The organism is Stappia stellulata DSM 5886 (genome assembly GCF_000423705.1).
GTDB classification, from domain to species: Bacteria; Pseudomonadota; Alphaproteobacteria; order Rhizobiales; family Stappiaceae; genus Stappia; species Stappia stellulata.
This window is the reverse complement of the sequence record NZ_AUIM01000004.1, coordinates 951,428-965,223: the sequence shown is the minus strand read 5'-3', so window position 1 is coordinate 965,223 and position 13,796 is coordinate 951,428. Positions and strand designations below refer to the sequence as shown.

Genomic DNA, 13,796 nt, shown 5'->3' with positions numbered 1-13,796 from the left:
CCGGAGACCAAGAATGAGCGTTTCTCAAAAAGAGCCCATTGAAGTCCATTACTGGCCGACGCCGAACGGCTGGAAGGTGACGATCCTCCTGGAGGAGTTGGGGGTTCCCTACGAGATCAAATACGTCAACATCGGCGCTGGCGACCAGTTCAAGCCGGACTTTCTGAAAATCGCGCCGAACAACCGCATGCCGGCCATCGTCGATCCGGAAGGTCCGGGTGGCGAACCCATTTCGGTTTTTGAATCGGGGGCAATTCTTCAGTACCTCGGCCGCAAGTTCGGCAAGTTTTATCCCGCCGACGAGCGTGCGCGGGTGAAGGTCGAGGAATGGCTCATGTGGCAGATGGGCGGTTTCGGTCCGATGCTCGGCCAGAACCACCACTTCCGCGTCTATGCGCCGGAAAAACTCCCCTATGCCATGGAGCGCTATCTCAACGAGACGCACCGCCTCTATGGCGTGCTGGACACGCAGCTTGAGGGACGGGACTTCGTGGCCGGCGACTACAGCATTGCCGACATGGCGATCGTGGGCTGGGCAAAGGGCTGGGAGCGTCAGGGGATGGACCTCGCCGCCGATTTCCCGAACGTGAAGCGTTGGCTCGAGGCGATGATGGAACGCCCGGCGGTGGCGCGCGGTCTTGCCGTGGGACAGGAAGAGCGCGAAAAACTCAACCTTGCCGGCGACAAGAACGCGCAATCGGTGCTGTTCGGCCAGCGGGCGCGCTGACCGCGTATCCGCTGGTAAAAGATACGTTGGATTGAGGGTGGGGCGCCCGGCGGTCCGCCGGAGCGCCCTTTTTGCCGCAATGCGAGCTATCTGACCCGGTTCCATGTTTCGCCCCGGCAGATCAGTCCGCCAAGCACGCAGCCCTTGAGCGACAGTCTGTCCGGACCTTCCAGGACCATGCGTCCCTTGTAGGTCTTGCCGTCTTCCGCGTTGTAGACCCGCCCCGTCCAGACACCGGGCTCGCCGGCCGGCGTCATTCCCATCACCGTGCGCGTGCCAAGCAAGGAGCGGGAGCGTTTCGCGGGATCCGGGTTCTTGGTGTCGGCGCGCGGTGCCTTCAACCACACCAGCGTGCCGCACAAGGCGGAGCCGCACTTGCTGATCTCGATGCGCGACGTGCCGCTTGGGCGCTGCCAGATGCCGCTGGCGTCGGCGGCCGCGGCCGCGGCCGGCATCAGGAACATCAACGCCATGATGAGCGCGGTGCGGGCAATCGGGTGATCGGTCATTTCACGTGTCTCCTCCGCAGTGTCCGAAAAGAGGCGTTATGCCCTTTACGTAAACGGAATGTAGTCGAGAGGTGAGGCGTTGACCACCGGTGCCGTTACGGCAGGTGAGGGCGTTTTGCCCGGGTCGCGAGGAGGTTTAAAAATTCCTCTTTGTTCGAATGGTGAATCCCTGGTTGACGACGACTGTCGAATTGTCGGCAAAGGAAGCTGATTCCATTATCCGATTTCCGGATTCCTGGTGAATCCTTTGTAAAATTTACCGAAAATTCTAATTGTGTTTGTGTCTCGTTAAGTGCGATTTTTAAGCTCTCGTTGAAAGACCGACGACACACTCGGCGTTGAAAGATGCAGACACAAGAAACCGGAACGGCGTCTTTCTCCCTTCTTGGCTTTGCATGCCGCAAAGCCGGAGCGTTGAACGGAAACGGAGTGTGAAATGGCCCGTCTTGATCTTGGAAACCCCGAACTGGCAACCATGGGCGGACAACCCGCCGGCCCTGACATCCTGTTGCAGATGGGGCTTGATTGCGCCTGCGGCCGGCATGGCGTGACGGATCTGGTCGCTGCGCACAAATGGTTCAATCTGGCCGCGATGAAGGGCAATGCCCAGGCGGTGCACCATCGCCGCGATATCGCCGACGAAATGAGCCGGACCGAAATCGCCGAAGCCCAGCGGGCCGCCCGCGAATGGCTCAGTCTGAATTGAGACACCTTACGCCCGGCCCGCGCGGAGGAGCCGCATCGCTCGAAGGCATTCCGACAGATCGCGGCGTGTGACCTGTAAGGCGTCCAGGCGCCGCGATCGACATGCCCGGGCCGATGACCGGCCGACACGCGTCCGTCACAAGCCGTCTTTTGCGCAGGGGTCGTTTTGCGATTTCCCGAGGGGGCGCCGCTTTTTCTCGCGACGAGATACAGTCTGCGATGCAGCTTTGGCATCCGGCAAGGACAGCAGGCGCGCAACGGCTTGGACCTGCTTCAGCCTTTTCTTGAGCGGCACCAGTCCGGCGTCGTTTGGAAGAGCCTCGATCAGCACGTTCGTTCGATCTCCGATGGTGCGCGCCGTCGCTCTTCGTTTCTTTCCGCTGCTTTTCCTGTCGCTCGCCATACCGCCAACCTCGCATCGCTCATCAAGCGTCGCTCTCGGGAACCGGCATGCGGTCGTCCCGCCAGCCTCTGGCCGGAAGTGTTCACGCTGGAGCTGCGGGAAGCCATCGTGGATTCCCACGGTGCGACGGCCGCGGGCCGCGTGCAGGGTCACCGCAAGAGGCCGGCACGAAACCCGCGTGTGACCAGATGCGCCCGGTTGATCGCGTTGAGCTTGCGGCGCAGGGCCGCGCCGTGATCCTCGATCGTGCGCACGGCAAGACCCATCAAATCGGCGATGTCCCGGTCGGTCTTGCCTTCTGCCGTCCACCGCAGACAGTCGTATTCGCGTGCCGACAAACCGAGCTCGCGAGCGGATTTGCGATTCATTTCAACCGCTCCCGAACACTCCACCGCAAGATTGGCCGCGACCTCGAGCATGCCGATTTCCTTGTCCGTCAATGCGATCCGCTCGCCGCCGAGTGAAAGACTGCCTCTTGCGCCGTTTGCGGTGACCACGGGAATCGCAATTCCGTCGACCAGACCATGTTCGCGCGCGGCGCCGAACAGCTGATCGGCGGCGGGCGAGGGCGCCTGGGCGATGGCTTCTGACCACCGGAAGCCGTTCTCCGTGGTGAGCACACGGTGGATGACGGGATCCTTGTGGACGTGGCCTTCGTCGAAATAGCGCAACAGCCATTCGTGGGGCCAGCGATTGAACAGGATTTGCGTCCGGGCGTCCGGGCCAGGCGTCTCTTCTGCCGGAACGACACCGCACAACACCTGCGTGAGGCCGTAGCGGGCGCCAATTCGAAGAAGGGCGTCGCAGATCGCTCTCTCGTCGACCGCGTCGCGGATCTGCTCAAGAAGCGCCATAAGGGTGTCGTGATCCATCGCTTTCCATCCATACTCGAAAATGCGTGCCCGCAATGCGAGCAGTTTTCAAATGCAAACTTTATACGATATTTCGAGGAGATGGAGATTGCGGGACGGACGCGGATTCATGGCCTTTTCGTCAAGGCACGCGGATGACCGGGCCTGCTTCGGAGGAGCGTTTCAGCTGTGCATGACGGCCTGAAAATGCCTTGACCCATGCGGTTATTCCGCCTATCCCGAACACGTTGGAGAGGTGGCCGAGTGGTCGAAGGCGCTCCCCTGCTAAGGGAGTAAACGGGAGACCGTTTCGAGGGTTCGAATCCCTTCCTCTCCGCCATTCCTTTTCAGCGTTATCCAAAGCCGTTAAAATGTTGGTCGGGCTGGCAGTTGTGCGGTTCGAAACCGATTGTTTCGCGCTGAGCGCAATGAAGCGGCGAGGGCCGGTTTCAAATTTGCCCAGCGACCGAGCGCGTGCGGTGACGGTCGAAGATTCAAGGGGTTGCGAGAAGCGCCGTCGCGGTTCGAAGCCTTTTTCGACGCCGGGCTTTTGCGCCGGGAGGCGTAGGGAAAGACCGACCGGCTGGAGAAGGAGATATTCTCATTTTCTCGAATGCGCCTTCGATGCTGGTGCTGGCCATCTTCGTCATCGCGGCCCTTGCCGTGTTTGTCAGTGGCACACGTCTTACCCGGCTGGTCGACAGGCTCGCAGACCGTACGGGGCTTGGAGAAGCCATTGCGGGCGCCATCCTCCTGGGTGGATCCACGTCGTTGAGCGGCACGATCGTCTCGGTCACTGCCGCATTCGAAGGTCATGCCTCGCTGGCGTTTTCCAACAGCATCGGCGGAATCGCCGCTCAGACGGCATTTCTGGCGATTGCGGACCTCACCTATCGAAAGGCCAATCTCGAGCACGCCGGGGCTGAATTGGTCAATGTTTTCCAGGCGATCGTTCTTTTCGGATTGTTGATGCTGCCGATGCTGGCCTTGACGTTACCAGAGGTCACGATCTGGTCGGTCCATCCCGTGTCCCTGGTCATTCCGGTTGTCTATGTTCTGGCACTTGTCGCCAGTCGCACCCTTCGTGCCACGCCGATGTGGAAACCCGTTTCGACGCCGTACACGCGGGAGGACCAACCGGATACCGAGAGCACGGCCGAACGCAGACATTCCACCGCGTTTCTGTTCGCTCAATTCATCGGACTGGTCGTGGTGATGGGCTTCGCGGGCTGGATGATCGCTTCGACCGCAACGGTGTTGATGGAGAGGTTTGCGGTGTCCGCCTCGCTTGTCGGGGCGCTGGCGACAGCGACGGTTACATCGATGCCGGAACTCGTAACAACCCTGGCGGCGGTGCGCCGCGGTTCGCTTCAATTGGCCATTGGCGGCATTATCGGCGGGAACACGTTCGACACGCTGTTCCTTCCGGCAGCCGATGTCTTTTATCGAGACGGGTCACTCTATCACGCCGCCACCATGGCTGATTTCTTTTGGATCGTCGTGGCCGCGCTCATGACCACAGTGCTCTTGGCGGGACTGATCCTCCGACAGCGTTTCGGCCCCGCCCGCATCGGGCTGGAAAGCGTGGCGTTGCTCGGCATTTATGCTTGCGCCATTGCAGTTCAGGTATTCGTGACGGGCGCATGACCCTGGACGGCGTGCGGTCGTCTGTCAGATCGTCACCCCTTTGAATGCGCAAGGCTAGGGGCTGGCCCTCATTCATGAGGCTGTCGCGGATTTGAAAACGGCGATGCGCGGCCATGTCCCTGTCTTTCGGACCTGACGCCGCTTCCGCCTTTTCCTTGTCGGAAAAGTCCGGAAAACCTCGAGTTTCGCGTGTTTGTCGCTTCTTGACGAGGCGCCATCGCTCTCAAGCCGTGGCCCCCGTTTGAGCCATCGCCCTAGAGCGTATTCAGAAAATCGAGTGTGGCGGAGACTGCCGCATCCCTGGTGTCTGCGTCGAAACCAAGGGGGCTCAGGAACGACTTCTCTTCGACATCGAAGCCATGGGTGACGCCTTCGTAGACGGTGACCGCCACATCGGCCTTTACCGAGAGAAGTCGCCCCGCAACCTCCAGACAGGGGCGCTCGTTCGCGATGGTGTCGCCATCCACCAACAGGAAGAGATAGGACAGCTCCGGCGGCAGCGCGCCGACGGAGCCCAGGCTCGCCGCGCCGCAATAGGGATAGTAGAGGACGGTGCCCCGGATCCCCTCCAGCGGATCGGCGGCAATGGCCTCGGGCCAGGACGTCAGCAGGGGCGGCAACGTTCCGGCGCGCGCCATGGCGAGATAATCCAGCGTCGTCCAGCCGCCGTGGGACACGCCCATGAGCACGACGCGCGTGCTGTCGATCTCCGGCCGGGCGCGCAAGGCGGCGAGCGTGACGGCGATGTCAGCCGCGCGCTCCGCGCCGTTGAGCAGCTGCCCTGCGCAGACCAGCCGCCAGAGCTGAACCTCGTCCAGCCCGCGCGGGCTGTGGCTATCGACGAGAACGGAGGCCCAGCCCGCCGCGGCCAGCTCCGTCGCCAGCCGGTCGAGGTTTGAGCGCGGGCCGTCGCAGCCCGACAACAGCAGCGCAACCGGATGCGGTCCCGCGCCTTCGGGAAGTGTCCAGCGCATGGCGGGTGCAATCAGCGCGGCGATCTCTTGCGGCGATTGCGGGTTGGCCGTCCAGCCGAGCCGGCCGCGAAAGCCGTTGACGGCGAGAACCGTCGCGACGAGCACGAGGGCAACGCCGGTTCCGACCAGCCAACGCTTCATGCCCGGCTCGCGTCAGTCATTGTTGCATCCGTTCTTGAAACCGAGGTCGCAATGGGCCTTGAGCCGTTCGGTGTCCTCGCTCGTCCAGCCCGCCGGCGCGCTCACCTCAATCCATGGATCGATGTAGTCTTGGGCGTAATAGGCATGGCCGTGCCCGGCCGGGGCACCGAAGGACAGCGCCATGTCGAGCGCCAGCTGAAATTGGGTGACGATGGGCATGAAGATCATATGCGCGGAGGCATCGGGCGCCGGCGGATCCCGCATCCAGGGCGGTGCGCGCCAGACCGAAAACGGGTCGTAGAACACGATCGGATCGCTGGAATATTGCAGGAAGACGATGCGCATGTCGCTCCAAGCCGCGCCGTGGGACGCATCCTGGAAATGGTTGGCGTATCGTATGAAGGACCCGTCGCCGATCCGGGGCAGGACCCAGGGGCTGCCCTCGTTCCTTGCGTTTTGGACATACCGCCAGAATGCGGAGGGAAACGGCGGCCCGGCCCAGAAGGCGCCGTCGATGGGATCATTGACCAGCCGGAAGAGGTTGGTGGCATGCATCGACGACCAGGCGCCGAGGCTGAGACCGTGGACATAGAGCCTGGGCCGCTCTCCGGCCGGCAGGGTCTGCCAGTGGCGGTGAACCGTCTCCAGCAGAGCGGTGGCCTGGTCGAGCCCGGTGGCGGTCTCCAGGATCAATGCCAGCGGCGATTGCAGATAGGAATACTGTACGGCGACCGTCGCGATGTCGCCGCCATGCATGTATTCGAGCGGATCGTGACTGCCCGGATCGAGCCAGCCGGTGCCCGTGGGGCTTGCGACGACCAGCACCTCACGCTCGAAGGCCCCCCGGCGCTCGAGTTCGGCAAGCGCGAGTTCGGCGCGCTCCTCGGCCGTTTCGCCATTGGCGCGTCCCACATAAACGCGAATGGGATCGAGCGCCGGCGCGCCGGTAAAGGCGGAGATGGCTTCGGCGTCCGGGCCGCCGAGCACGAAATTGCGCCCCGGCGTTCCAACACCGCCCCAGTCGATCAGCGAATTGGCGCCACCTGTCAGGTCCGGGTTCTCGGGAGGCGGCGGCGCGGTGTCGAAGAGCTCCTGGGCCGTCTCGTAGCTTGAATCGAGCCGCGTCACGACCTGGTCGTACACGCCATCTCTCGTGACGACGAACAGCACCAGCCCCACAAGCGCGAGGGCGAGGACATTGGCGCGCCGTTCCGGCATGACCTTCAGCAGGCGGGCGCGCACGAGGCGCACCAGCCAGGCGAGGAAGGCGCCTACGGCAAAACACAGCGAGAAGGTCAGGATCGCCGCGAGCATCAAGGGGATCAGGTCCAGACCGTCGGCCAGCGGCATGCCCATCTTGGCGCGCAAATCGTTCTGCCAGGTCAGGTTCGAGAAGAGCGTCCACAAGAACAGCCCCAGCGCGCCAAGCGCGAGCAGCGCAAGCAGCCAGCGTTTCGGCGCACCGGAAGGTTCCGGCATGTCCGCGAAACGCCAGATCAGCCGCACCACCCACCAGGAGAGATATCCCAGCGCCATGACCAGTCCGCCGAGGACCCCCTGCACCATCGCATCGCGCGGAATGAGCGAGGGTGTGAGCGAGGCCGCGAAAAAGAGAAGGCCGAGCACCAACCCGGCCAGCGAAATCTCCTTCCAGCGTATCACGGCGCTGTCTCCTTAAAATGATGTTACCGGGGCGGTTCCGCCTGCTGGCAGGTTGCACGCCTGCGCAACGATCCTCTCCGGGCGCTGAAAAGTAAACCCCGTCAAACACCTGCAGAGCGTCCTTTGAACAGGGAAACGATGCGAACCAGATGTTGTCGGTCGTTTTCCGGACCGGTTGCGGACCTGGTTCGCGGAGCAAGCGCCCCCTGTTCGGGCTGTCTCGCTGCGCGCAAGCCGGCCGGAATGCGTTTCATGGCCTCCCGGGCGCAACGGTTGCTCTTTTTGCGTGAAGCAGGATCTGCGCGTCCCGGTCAGCCGGGAGCGCGAAAGGATTGGTCGCGGGCGACGAAGGTGCGGGGCGTGAAACGCACGAAGACGTTGGAGGGGCTCTCCGGTGCATCGGCGAAGCGGGGATCCCATTTCGACCGATCCGGTCCGAGATACTTCGAAAGGAGGGCGATGGCCGTGTCTGCGTCCCAGGGGTGGGGGCGTGCGATGCCGCGAAAGCCGACATGCAGGAAGCGTCCCGTCGGGCGGTCGAAATCGACGATGCCGACGGCGGCGTTCGGCGCGCGCTCCACCTTGTCGGGGAACGTGTCGGACCTGTTGGCGCTGATGAACCAGAGATCGCGCCCGTCGTGATAGAACCAGAGTGGGGAATCGCAGGCCGTGTCGGCTTTCCATGTCGCGAGATGGGCGACCAAAGGCCGTTTCAGGAATGCCACGACATCGAAGGCGGGCAGGCGGTTGTCATGGGTCACGCCGGACAGGTCCAGCGAGGTGTCTGCCGGCATGTCGTTCATCCGTGTGCGCCTCCCGCCCGCAAGCCTCCGGGGTGCGTGCCCGGCACGTCCAGCCCGCTTGCCTCAATCCCCGCGACAAGACCAGCAACCCAGCTCCGGTCCCAGCCTTCCCGTGCACTGGTCAGGACAAGCAGTGGATGAGACCCGTCCGGATTGCGGATCGCCGTATAGGCGCCATGGGTGTCGGAGACGAAGGCCAGCAGGCTTCCATCGGAAAGCGTCTCGAGGTGGCAGGGGTGTTTTTCCAGCGACCACGGTCGAAGCCGGTCGTAGGCATCCGGCCTGTCGAACAGAATTATCCGGACTTCGTGCCCCTTGTCCGCACCGGTGTCGAAGACGAACTCGAATTCGCGGTGGGTCCGGTATTCGAAGACAATGACGCTGTCGAGCGCAAGGCCAGCGTCCGGCGGCAGGTGCACGGCTACGTCGAGAGCGTCACACGCGTCGGCCGCCTTCCATATTGTCTTCCGGGGCCGGCGGTCGCGGCGCCAGCGCAAAAAGCCGATCGGGGCGTTGACCGGGTCGGGAGCATGGCGAGCCCAATAGCTGAGCCTGGCAAGCGGCAGGGTGAGACGCGCATCGCTGTGGGGACCGCCGAGGCGAACGAGCGAGCGGAACACATGCGCGGTGCCGTCCTCACCGAGTTCGCCCGAGATGACGGCCAGTTCGCAGGAGGTGCGGGCAAGCCGGGCATATCCGCCTTCGCGGCCCTGAAAATCGCGACCGTGCCAGCCGAGGTAGTCGCCGTCCAGAGGGATGGGCGTTGCCGGCGATCCCCAGAGACAGGGCAGGTCGCCTGCCGCCGGTCCCCAGTCGTAGAGAAATTGCTTCAGCCGGAAGACCGTCTCGTCGCGCCGTGCCTCGAAACGCAGGGAACACGGGTTCGCCGTTCCCCAGTTGGCACGGTGGCCGCTGCCGGTCTCCCGACCGCCTGGCGGCTGTTCGGTGCGCAAGGTCCAGGTGATGTCCCAGTCAACGAGTTGCGTCGGCTCGAAGACGGGAAAGTTCACGCGGGCCTGGATATCGGCAAGTGGCAGGTCGTGCAGAAGACCGTCCGCAAAGGCGTCCGCACGGTTCGTGTCTGTATCCTCCGTCATGCGACCCTTCCGTTTGCGTGGATATCACGAGAGTGACAGGGCATCGATACTCGGCAAGCCGGCACTCGGTTCCATATGACGGGCAAGCGCCAGATCGAGTGTATCGCGCAGGGCGTCCCGGTCGAGATTGCGGCCGATCACGGTCGCGGTCAGGGGATGGGTTGCCGTGCCGGCTCCGGTCACGGGCTCGAGCGGAAACAGCACGCCGTTGACCACATGGAAGGCGACCGGCGTGGTCCGCTCGCGGCAAACGGCGATGCCCTTCAGCCGAATGAGATCCTGCCCCAGGATGGTGGAGAGGGCGAAGAGCCATTCGCCGAGCACTGCCGAGGTGATGTTTCCCTCATGATGGAGCGAGAAGGCCGCGATGTCGGTATGGCGGTGGCCGTGGGATGCGGCTGCGGTTTCGGGGAGCGGTGCCAGACGGTCTTGCCAACCGGGCGCGAAAAGCTCGCGGATGCTTTGGTCCCGCTCGACAATGCGGGCGATCGGGTTGAGATCGGAAAGCCGTGCCTCGAACCGCGCGCGTTCCGCCCCGACGGCGAGATCCGTCTTTGTGAGCACCAGCGTGTCGGCTGCCCGGATCTGGTCGCGGAGGATGTCTTGCGGCATGCCTGTGCCGCGCCACGACGTGAGGTCGGCACAGGCCACGACCCTGCGGATGGCGAGGCGCGCTGACATCACCGGGTCGGCACCGAGCGCACCGATCAGCGCGGAGCTTTCCGCAAGGCCCGAGGCCTCGATCACGATGCCGCGAAACGGGCGATGCGGATGCGAAAGCTCCGTCAGCGCTGCCATCATGCCCTCCAGACCGCTGCAGCACATGCACTCGCCCGAAATCCCGACATTGACGTAGCCGGCGCGGGCGAAGAGATCGGAATCGATGCTCTCTTCACCTATGTCGCCGACCACCATGTCGATATCCACGGGCGCGGCCTGGTCGAGCGCGTCGCGCAGGAGCGAGGTCTTGCCACTGCCGAGCGGGCCGGTGACCAGGACCACCGGCCGTCGCTCGCTCCGTCCACCGCCGTCGCGGCGTTCCTCAAGGCTGCTCATGGCGCCTTCGGCGGTTGCCAGACACAGCGAAACCCGATCTCGCAATGGCGATCGGTCAGGAGGTCCTTGCCCCGGTAGTAGCCGCGCAGCATCTCCGCGCGTGACGTGAAGCACCCGCCCCGGATCACGGCGAAGGCGGCCGGCCGGTTCATGAATTCGCGCGGATGGCGGTTCTTGAAGAAGGGATCCATGTCCTTGTGGTCGAAGAAGTTGGTGCGTGTCCACTCCCAGACATTGCCGGCAAGTCCGCGCACGCCGTAAACACTCTGCGAACCAGCGCGGGCATCGGCCTTCTCAACCGTGCGTTCGGGCGTCGTGTCGCTGTAGCTGCGCAGGATTTCCTCCCATTCGGCCATGGATCCGATCGGGCGCGCGAAACAGGTTTCGACATAATTCGCCTTTTCCGGGTCGAAGCTGTCGCCCCAGGGATAGACCCGGCCTTCCGGTCCGCGGGCCGCCTTTTCCCATTGCGTCTCGTTCGGCAATGCCTTGCCCGCCCAGTCCGCGTAGGCCCAGGCGTCGTACCAGTCGATGCCGGTGACCGGCAGGGCGGGATCGGCAAAGCGCGGATCGCGCCAGTGGGCCGGCGTATAATCCTTCTCGGGCGGAGCGTCGGGGTGGCCGACCCGGTCGGGATGGGTGCGGGCAAAGTCGAGGAAGAGTGCATAGTCGGCATTGGAGACCGGATCGCGGTCGATATAGAACGCGTCGACGTGAACCTCGCGCCGCGGAAGGAAGTCCTTGTAAAAGAATGGGAAGTCGTCGACCGAGTCGACGCCCGTCACAGCCGGCCCCTCGGGAATGTGGACCATGGTGGAGAGGTCGGGTTCCCGCGCCTTCTTGCGGTCGAGCAGGGCGCGATAGGGGGCGAGGAAGTCGTTTTCGCGCGCTTTGAGCTCGGACGGGTCGGAGCTGTCGAAGATGGTCGTCAGGGCATGTTTGGTCAGCGAGGCGCCAATGCCGACAGGCTTGCGCTTGTAGTCTTCGCGCGTGAAATAGCTCGGCCATCCGGAAATGCGCACCAGATGCGAAACGGCGCGCGGCTCACGCAGGGCACCGCAAAGGCGAATTGCCCGAAAGGCCACTGCATCGACCGCGTCATGGGTTGCCTCGCAAAGGAGTTCGCGGGCCGGCAGATGGTGTGACCAGGCATGGGCGACGTCGCAGGCCGCGACGCGAACCTGCCAGATCGGATGGTTGATCGCCGTTTCCAGCCGGGCCATGCCCTCTTCGGGGCTTTCAGAGGCTTCAAGCTCCGTGCGCACCGCCTCGACCTGTTCCCAGAAGGCCCTGTCGTCGAGTGCGTGAAAGATCTCCGCGGTTCCGCCGCCGCTTGCCTCTGCCGGCGTTCGCGTCTTGGTCGCAGTCGTCATGCGGACATCTCCCTTTCGGCCGGCGCCCTGGTGCCGGCGTCGTTGCATGTCGCGGGCGGGCTTGCGACGTGCGACCGCCGCCCGAGGTGGGTCATGAAGAAGGACGGATGGTGGAAGATCTCCGTCAGCAGATTGTCGTTTGAGGCCCAGAGCCCGAAGGCATTGGCGAAGAGGAGCTCTGCGTCGAAAAGGCCCTTCAGCGTCGACGGGTGAAGCCAGCTGTAGCCGCCGGCCGGCCGCCCGTCCGCCGGCTGTGCGGTGAAGGTGCCGCCGGCAATGTCGAGAGCATAGTCGGTGTCGAAACCGTCGCCGTCGCTCAGGCGTAACGTCACCGGGCGCGGGGTCGTGCAATGCCGGCTCCAGTAGTAGGTGCCGACGATATGCGCCAGAACCTTGCGCACGAGTTCTTCCGGATCGCCCGTGAACGGGGCTTCGCCGTAGGAGCCGGGCCGGAACGCCGGAATCCCGACCTTGGGCTCGAGCACGAGATCGGCATAGCTGTCCGCCACATCCGCCGGTGCGTGGCGCGCGCCCGGTTCCACAGCAACGGATCCGCCGGCAGAGACGACGAAGCGGTCTCCGGAACCCGGGAGATGACTTCGCCGGCCGGTGTGTTTCAGGGCGTCATGCGCCTGAAGCGGCGTGAAGGGGAAGATCTTGCGGTTGACCCATGCGAAACGGTCCGCTGCATCGATGCCGTCGACCCGCCAGCCAAACGACGACGGCACGGTGAGGGTGGCGTTGAAAAGGTCGGTGTGGGCGCTGAAAGCATCACGGCAGCGTTTCTCGAAAAGTGCATAGTCGTCGGCCTCGCGGCGCTCCAGAAGCGGAGCGGCCGGCGAGGTGGAATGGCTCGGGATGAATGCGATGTCGATTGCCGGTTGCCGTTCGCGAAAGAAGGCCTCCGTCCTGGGGTGCAGGATGGCATCTCCGCCAAAGATCGCGCGTTTGCCCTCGACCTCCAGCAGGTAGAGAAACTCCGGGAACATGACTTTTGAGGGCAGGGCGGTGATCGTCATGTCGCGAAAGCCGACCTCCTGAAGCGGCTTGACCGCGACAAGGCGCGTAAAGCCGAGCTCCCGCAAGATCCAGGGGATCGCCTTGTATCCCATGCCGGAACCGCTATGGACCGGCAGCTTTTCCGCGTCCGGATAAAGGACGATTGCATCCTTGTTGATGCCGGCCAGCGATTCCACGTTCAAATGATCGCAATGGTGGTGGCTGATCAGCAGGGCGTCGACGCGCGGCAGGGTCAGGGTAATGTCGCAATGGAGATTGCGGCGCCAGAACCGATCGAGACGGGGCGTCAGCCACGGATCGACGGCAAGTGTCGTCCCGCCTGTTTCGACGAGAAAAGAGGAATGGCCGAGGGAGGTGATAATCACGCGAGAACTCCCGTCGTCAAGCTCCGGTTGCCGGGCATGCGGGGCGCACGTCCGGTGAGGATTGGAAACACAGTTCCCCGTTTTCACGGCAAATACCCGGCCGGGCGCGCTTCCGGCCGGGATGCCGACGCACGGTTTTCAGACACGCGCGTCAACGCTGGCGATCACCACTTTTCGGCGATCTGACTGTCTTCGTCGTTGCCGGCGTCGCCGTCCTGCATCCGCACGAGGGTTTCAGCCTCGCTGAGGGTCACTTCGTCGATTTCAACCTCATATTCGTGGCTCATCGTTGGACTCCTTCATTGCGTCTAGAAGTTGTTGACTCATGCCAACAACAACGTAAGATTACGTACTCACAGAATACCCGTCAAGCGTGAATAATAATATGGTTACAAGTGCTGATTGTTATTTCTTGAAAGGCTTCCCTAGCGTAAGGGATCTGGAGTCGACGGCCGGATCGTGT

Annotated in this window: 14 protein-coding genes and 1 tRNA gene; 4 read left to right on the top strand and 11 right to left on the bottom strand. The window is 63.4% G+C overall.

Annotation, left to right across the window (positions count from 1 at the left end; translation table 11 throughout):
• The first annotated feature begins 13 nt into the window (after positions 1–13).
• Entirely contained in the window at positions 14–727 is a 714-nt protein-coding gene (locus G572_RS0104630) for a glutathione S-transferase family protein (protein ID WP_029057476.1), read from the top strand.
• A gap of 86 nt (positions 728–813) precedes the next feature.
• On the opposite strand, the gene G572_RS0104625 is transcribed toward G572_RS0104630, so the two are convergent.
• Positions 814–1,236, bottom strand: coding sequence for a DUF2147 domain-containing protein (locus G572_RS0104625; protein WP_037545332.1), 423 nt, complete (start codon positions 1,234–1,236; stop codon positions 814–816).
• Between the two features lie 436 nt (positions 1,237–1,672).
• Here G572_RS0104625 and G572_RS0104620 point away from each other — a divergent pair, with 436 nt between their 5' ends.
• Positions 1,673–1,942, top strand: a complete 270-nt coding sequence (locus G572_RS0104620) for a hypothetical protein (RefSeq protein ID WP_029057474.1) — start codon at positions 1,673–1,675, stop codon at positions 1,940–1,942.
• A gap of 135 nt (positions 1,943–2,077) precedes the next feature.
• Here the strand turns inward: G572_RS0104620 and G572_RS0104615 are convergent, their stop codons facing one another.
• Both G572_RS0104615 and G572_RS0104610 read right to left on the bottom strand, forming a co-directional pair.
• Entirely contained in the window at positions 2,078–2,344 is a 267-nt protein-coding gene (locus tag G572_RS0104615; protein WP_029057473.1) for a hypothetical protein, read from the bottom strand.
• A 149-nt stretch (positions 2,345–2,493) separates the two neighbouring features.
• Entirely contained in the window at positions 2,494–3,216 is a 723-nt protein-coding gene (locus tag G572_RS0104610) for a helix-turn-helix transcriptional regulator (RefSeq protein ID WP_029057472.1), read from the bottom strand.
• 229 nt (positions 3,217–3,445) lie between these two features.
• On the opposite strand from G572_RS0104610, the gene G572_RS0104605 reads away from it, so the two are divergent.
• Together G572_RS0104605 and G572_RS0104600 are read left to right on the top strand one after the other, a co-directional pair.
• A tRNA-Ser gene (locus G572_RS0104605) sits at positions 3,446–3,535 on the top strand.
• 284 nt (positions 3,536–3,819) lie between these two features.
• The gene (locus tag G572_RS0104600) at positions 3,820–4,842 is read left to right on the top strand and encodes a sodium:calcium antiporter (protein ID WP_037545329.1); all 1,023 of its coding nucleotides are present in this window, start codon (positions 3,820–3,822) and stop codon (positions 4,840–4,842) included.
• Between the two features lie 254 nt (positions 4,843–5,096).
• On the opposite strand, the gene G572_RS25335 is transcribed toward G572_RS0104600, so the two are convergent.
• The 8 genes from G572_RS25335 to G572_RS26745 all read right to left on the bottom strand — a co-directional run bounded on the left by G572_RS25335 (position 5,097) and on the right by G572_RS26745 (position 13,620).
• A complete protein-coding gene (locus G572_RS25335) occupies positions 5,097–5,957 on the bottom strand; it encodes a dienelactone hydrolase family protein (protein ID WP_051241604.1) in 861 nt (286 codons plus the stop codon).
• 12 nt (positions 5,958–5,969) lie between these two features.
• Positions 5,970–7,619 (bottom strand): alpha/beta hydrolase, encoded by a 1,650-nt coding sequence (locus G572_RS0104590; protein ID WP_051241600.1) that lies wholly within the window; start codon positions 7,617–7,619, stop codon positions 5,970–5,972.
• Positions 7,620–7,930: 311 nt separating this feature from the next.
• Positions 7,931–8,422 (bottom strand): pyridoxamine 5'-phosphate oxidase family protein, encoded by a 492-nt coding sequence (locus G572_RS0104585; protein ID WP_051241598.1) that lies wholly within the window; start codon positions 8,420–8,422, stop codon positions 7,931–7,933.
• Positions 8,419–9,519 (bottom strand): hypothetical protein, encoded by a 1,101-nt coding sequence (locus G572_RS0104580; protein WP_029057468.1) that lies wholly within the window; start codon positions 9,517–9,519, stop codon positions 8,419–8,421. Before G572_RS0104580 ends, G572_RS0104585 begins: the two co-directional genes overlap by 4 nt.
• Positions 9,520–9,543: 24 nt before the next feature.
• Positions 9,544–10,575, bottom strand: coding sequence for a CobW family GTP-binding protein (locus G572_RS0104575; protein ID WP_029057467.1), 1,032 nt, complete (start codon positions 10,573–10,575; stop codon positions 9,544–9,546).
• Positions 10,572–11,948, bottom strand: coding sequence for an SUMF1/EgtB/PvdO family nonheme iron enzyme (locus tag G572_RS22505; RefSeq protein WP_051241596.1), 1,377 nt, complete (start codon positions 11,946–11,948; stop codon positions 10,572–10,574). The genes G572_RS0104575 and G572_RS22505 overlap by 4 nt, the downstream gene beginning before the upstream one ends.
• Complete coding sequence (locus G572_RS0104565; protein WP_029057466.1) at positions 11,945–13,333, bottom strand: MBL fold metallo-hydrolase; 1,389 nt, start codon at positions 13,331–13,333, stop codon at positions 11,945–11,947. Before G572_RS0104565 ends, G572_RS22505 begins: the two co-directional genes overlap by 4 nt.
• Positions 13,334–13,497: 164 nt before the next feature.
• Entirely contained in the window at positions 13,498–13,620 is a 123-nt protein-coding gene (locus G572_RS26745) for a hypothetical protein (protein ID WP_263626991.1), read from the bottom strand.
• Between the last annotated feature and the right edge of the window lie 176 nt (positions 13,621–13,796).

Coding starts and splice junctions, on each gene's coding strand:
- G572_RS25335 (WP_051241604.1), bottom strand. CDS start 5,957: ATGAAGCGTTGGCTGGTCGGAACCGGCGTTGCCCTCGTGCTCGTCGCG.
- G572_RS22505 (WP_051241596.1), bottom strand. CDS start 11,948: ATGACGACTGCGACCAAGACGCGAACGCCGGCAGAGGCAAGCGGCGGC.
- G572_RS0104575 (WP_029057467.1), bottom strand. CDS start 10,575: ATGAGCAGCCTTGAGGAACGCCGCGACGGCGGTGGACGGAGCGAGCGA.
- G572_RS0104630 (WP_029057476.1), top strand. CDS start 14: ATGAGCGTTTCTCAAAAAGAGCCCATTGAAGTCCATTACTGGCCGACG.
- G572_RS0104585 (WP_051241598.1), bottom strand. CDS start 8,422: ATGAACGACATGCCGGCAGACACCTCGCTGGACCTGTCCGGCGTGACC.
- G572_RS0104600 (WP_037545329.1), top strand. CDS start 3,820: ATGCTGGTGCTGGCCATCTTCGTCATCGCGGCCCTTGCCGTGTTTGTC.
- G572_RS0104615 (WP_029057473.1), bottom strand. CDS start 2,344: ATGGCGAGCGACAGGAAAAGCAGCGGAAAGAAACGAAGAGCGACGGCG.
- G572_RS0104580 (WP_029057468.1), bottom strand. CDS start 9,519: ATGACGGAGGATACAGACACGAACCGTGCGGACGCCTTTGCGGACGGT.
- G572_RS0104610 (WP_029057472.1), bottom strand. CDS start 3,216: ATGGATCACGACACCCTTATGGCGCTTCTTGAGCAGATCCGCGACGCG.
- G572_RS0104620 (WP_029057474.1), top strand. CDS start 1,673: ATGGCCCGTCTTGATCTTGGAAACCCCGAACTGGCAACCATGGGCGGA.
- G572_RS26745 (WP_263626991.1), bottom strand. CDS start 13,620: ATGAGCCACGAATATGAGGTTGAAATCGACGAAGTGACCCTCAGCGAG.
- G572_RS0104625 (WP_037545332.1), bottom strand. CDS start 1,236: ATGACCGATCACCCGATTGCCCGCACCGCGCTCATCATGGCGTTGATG.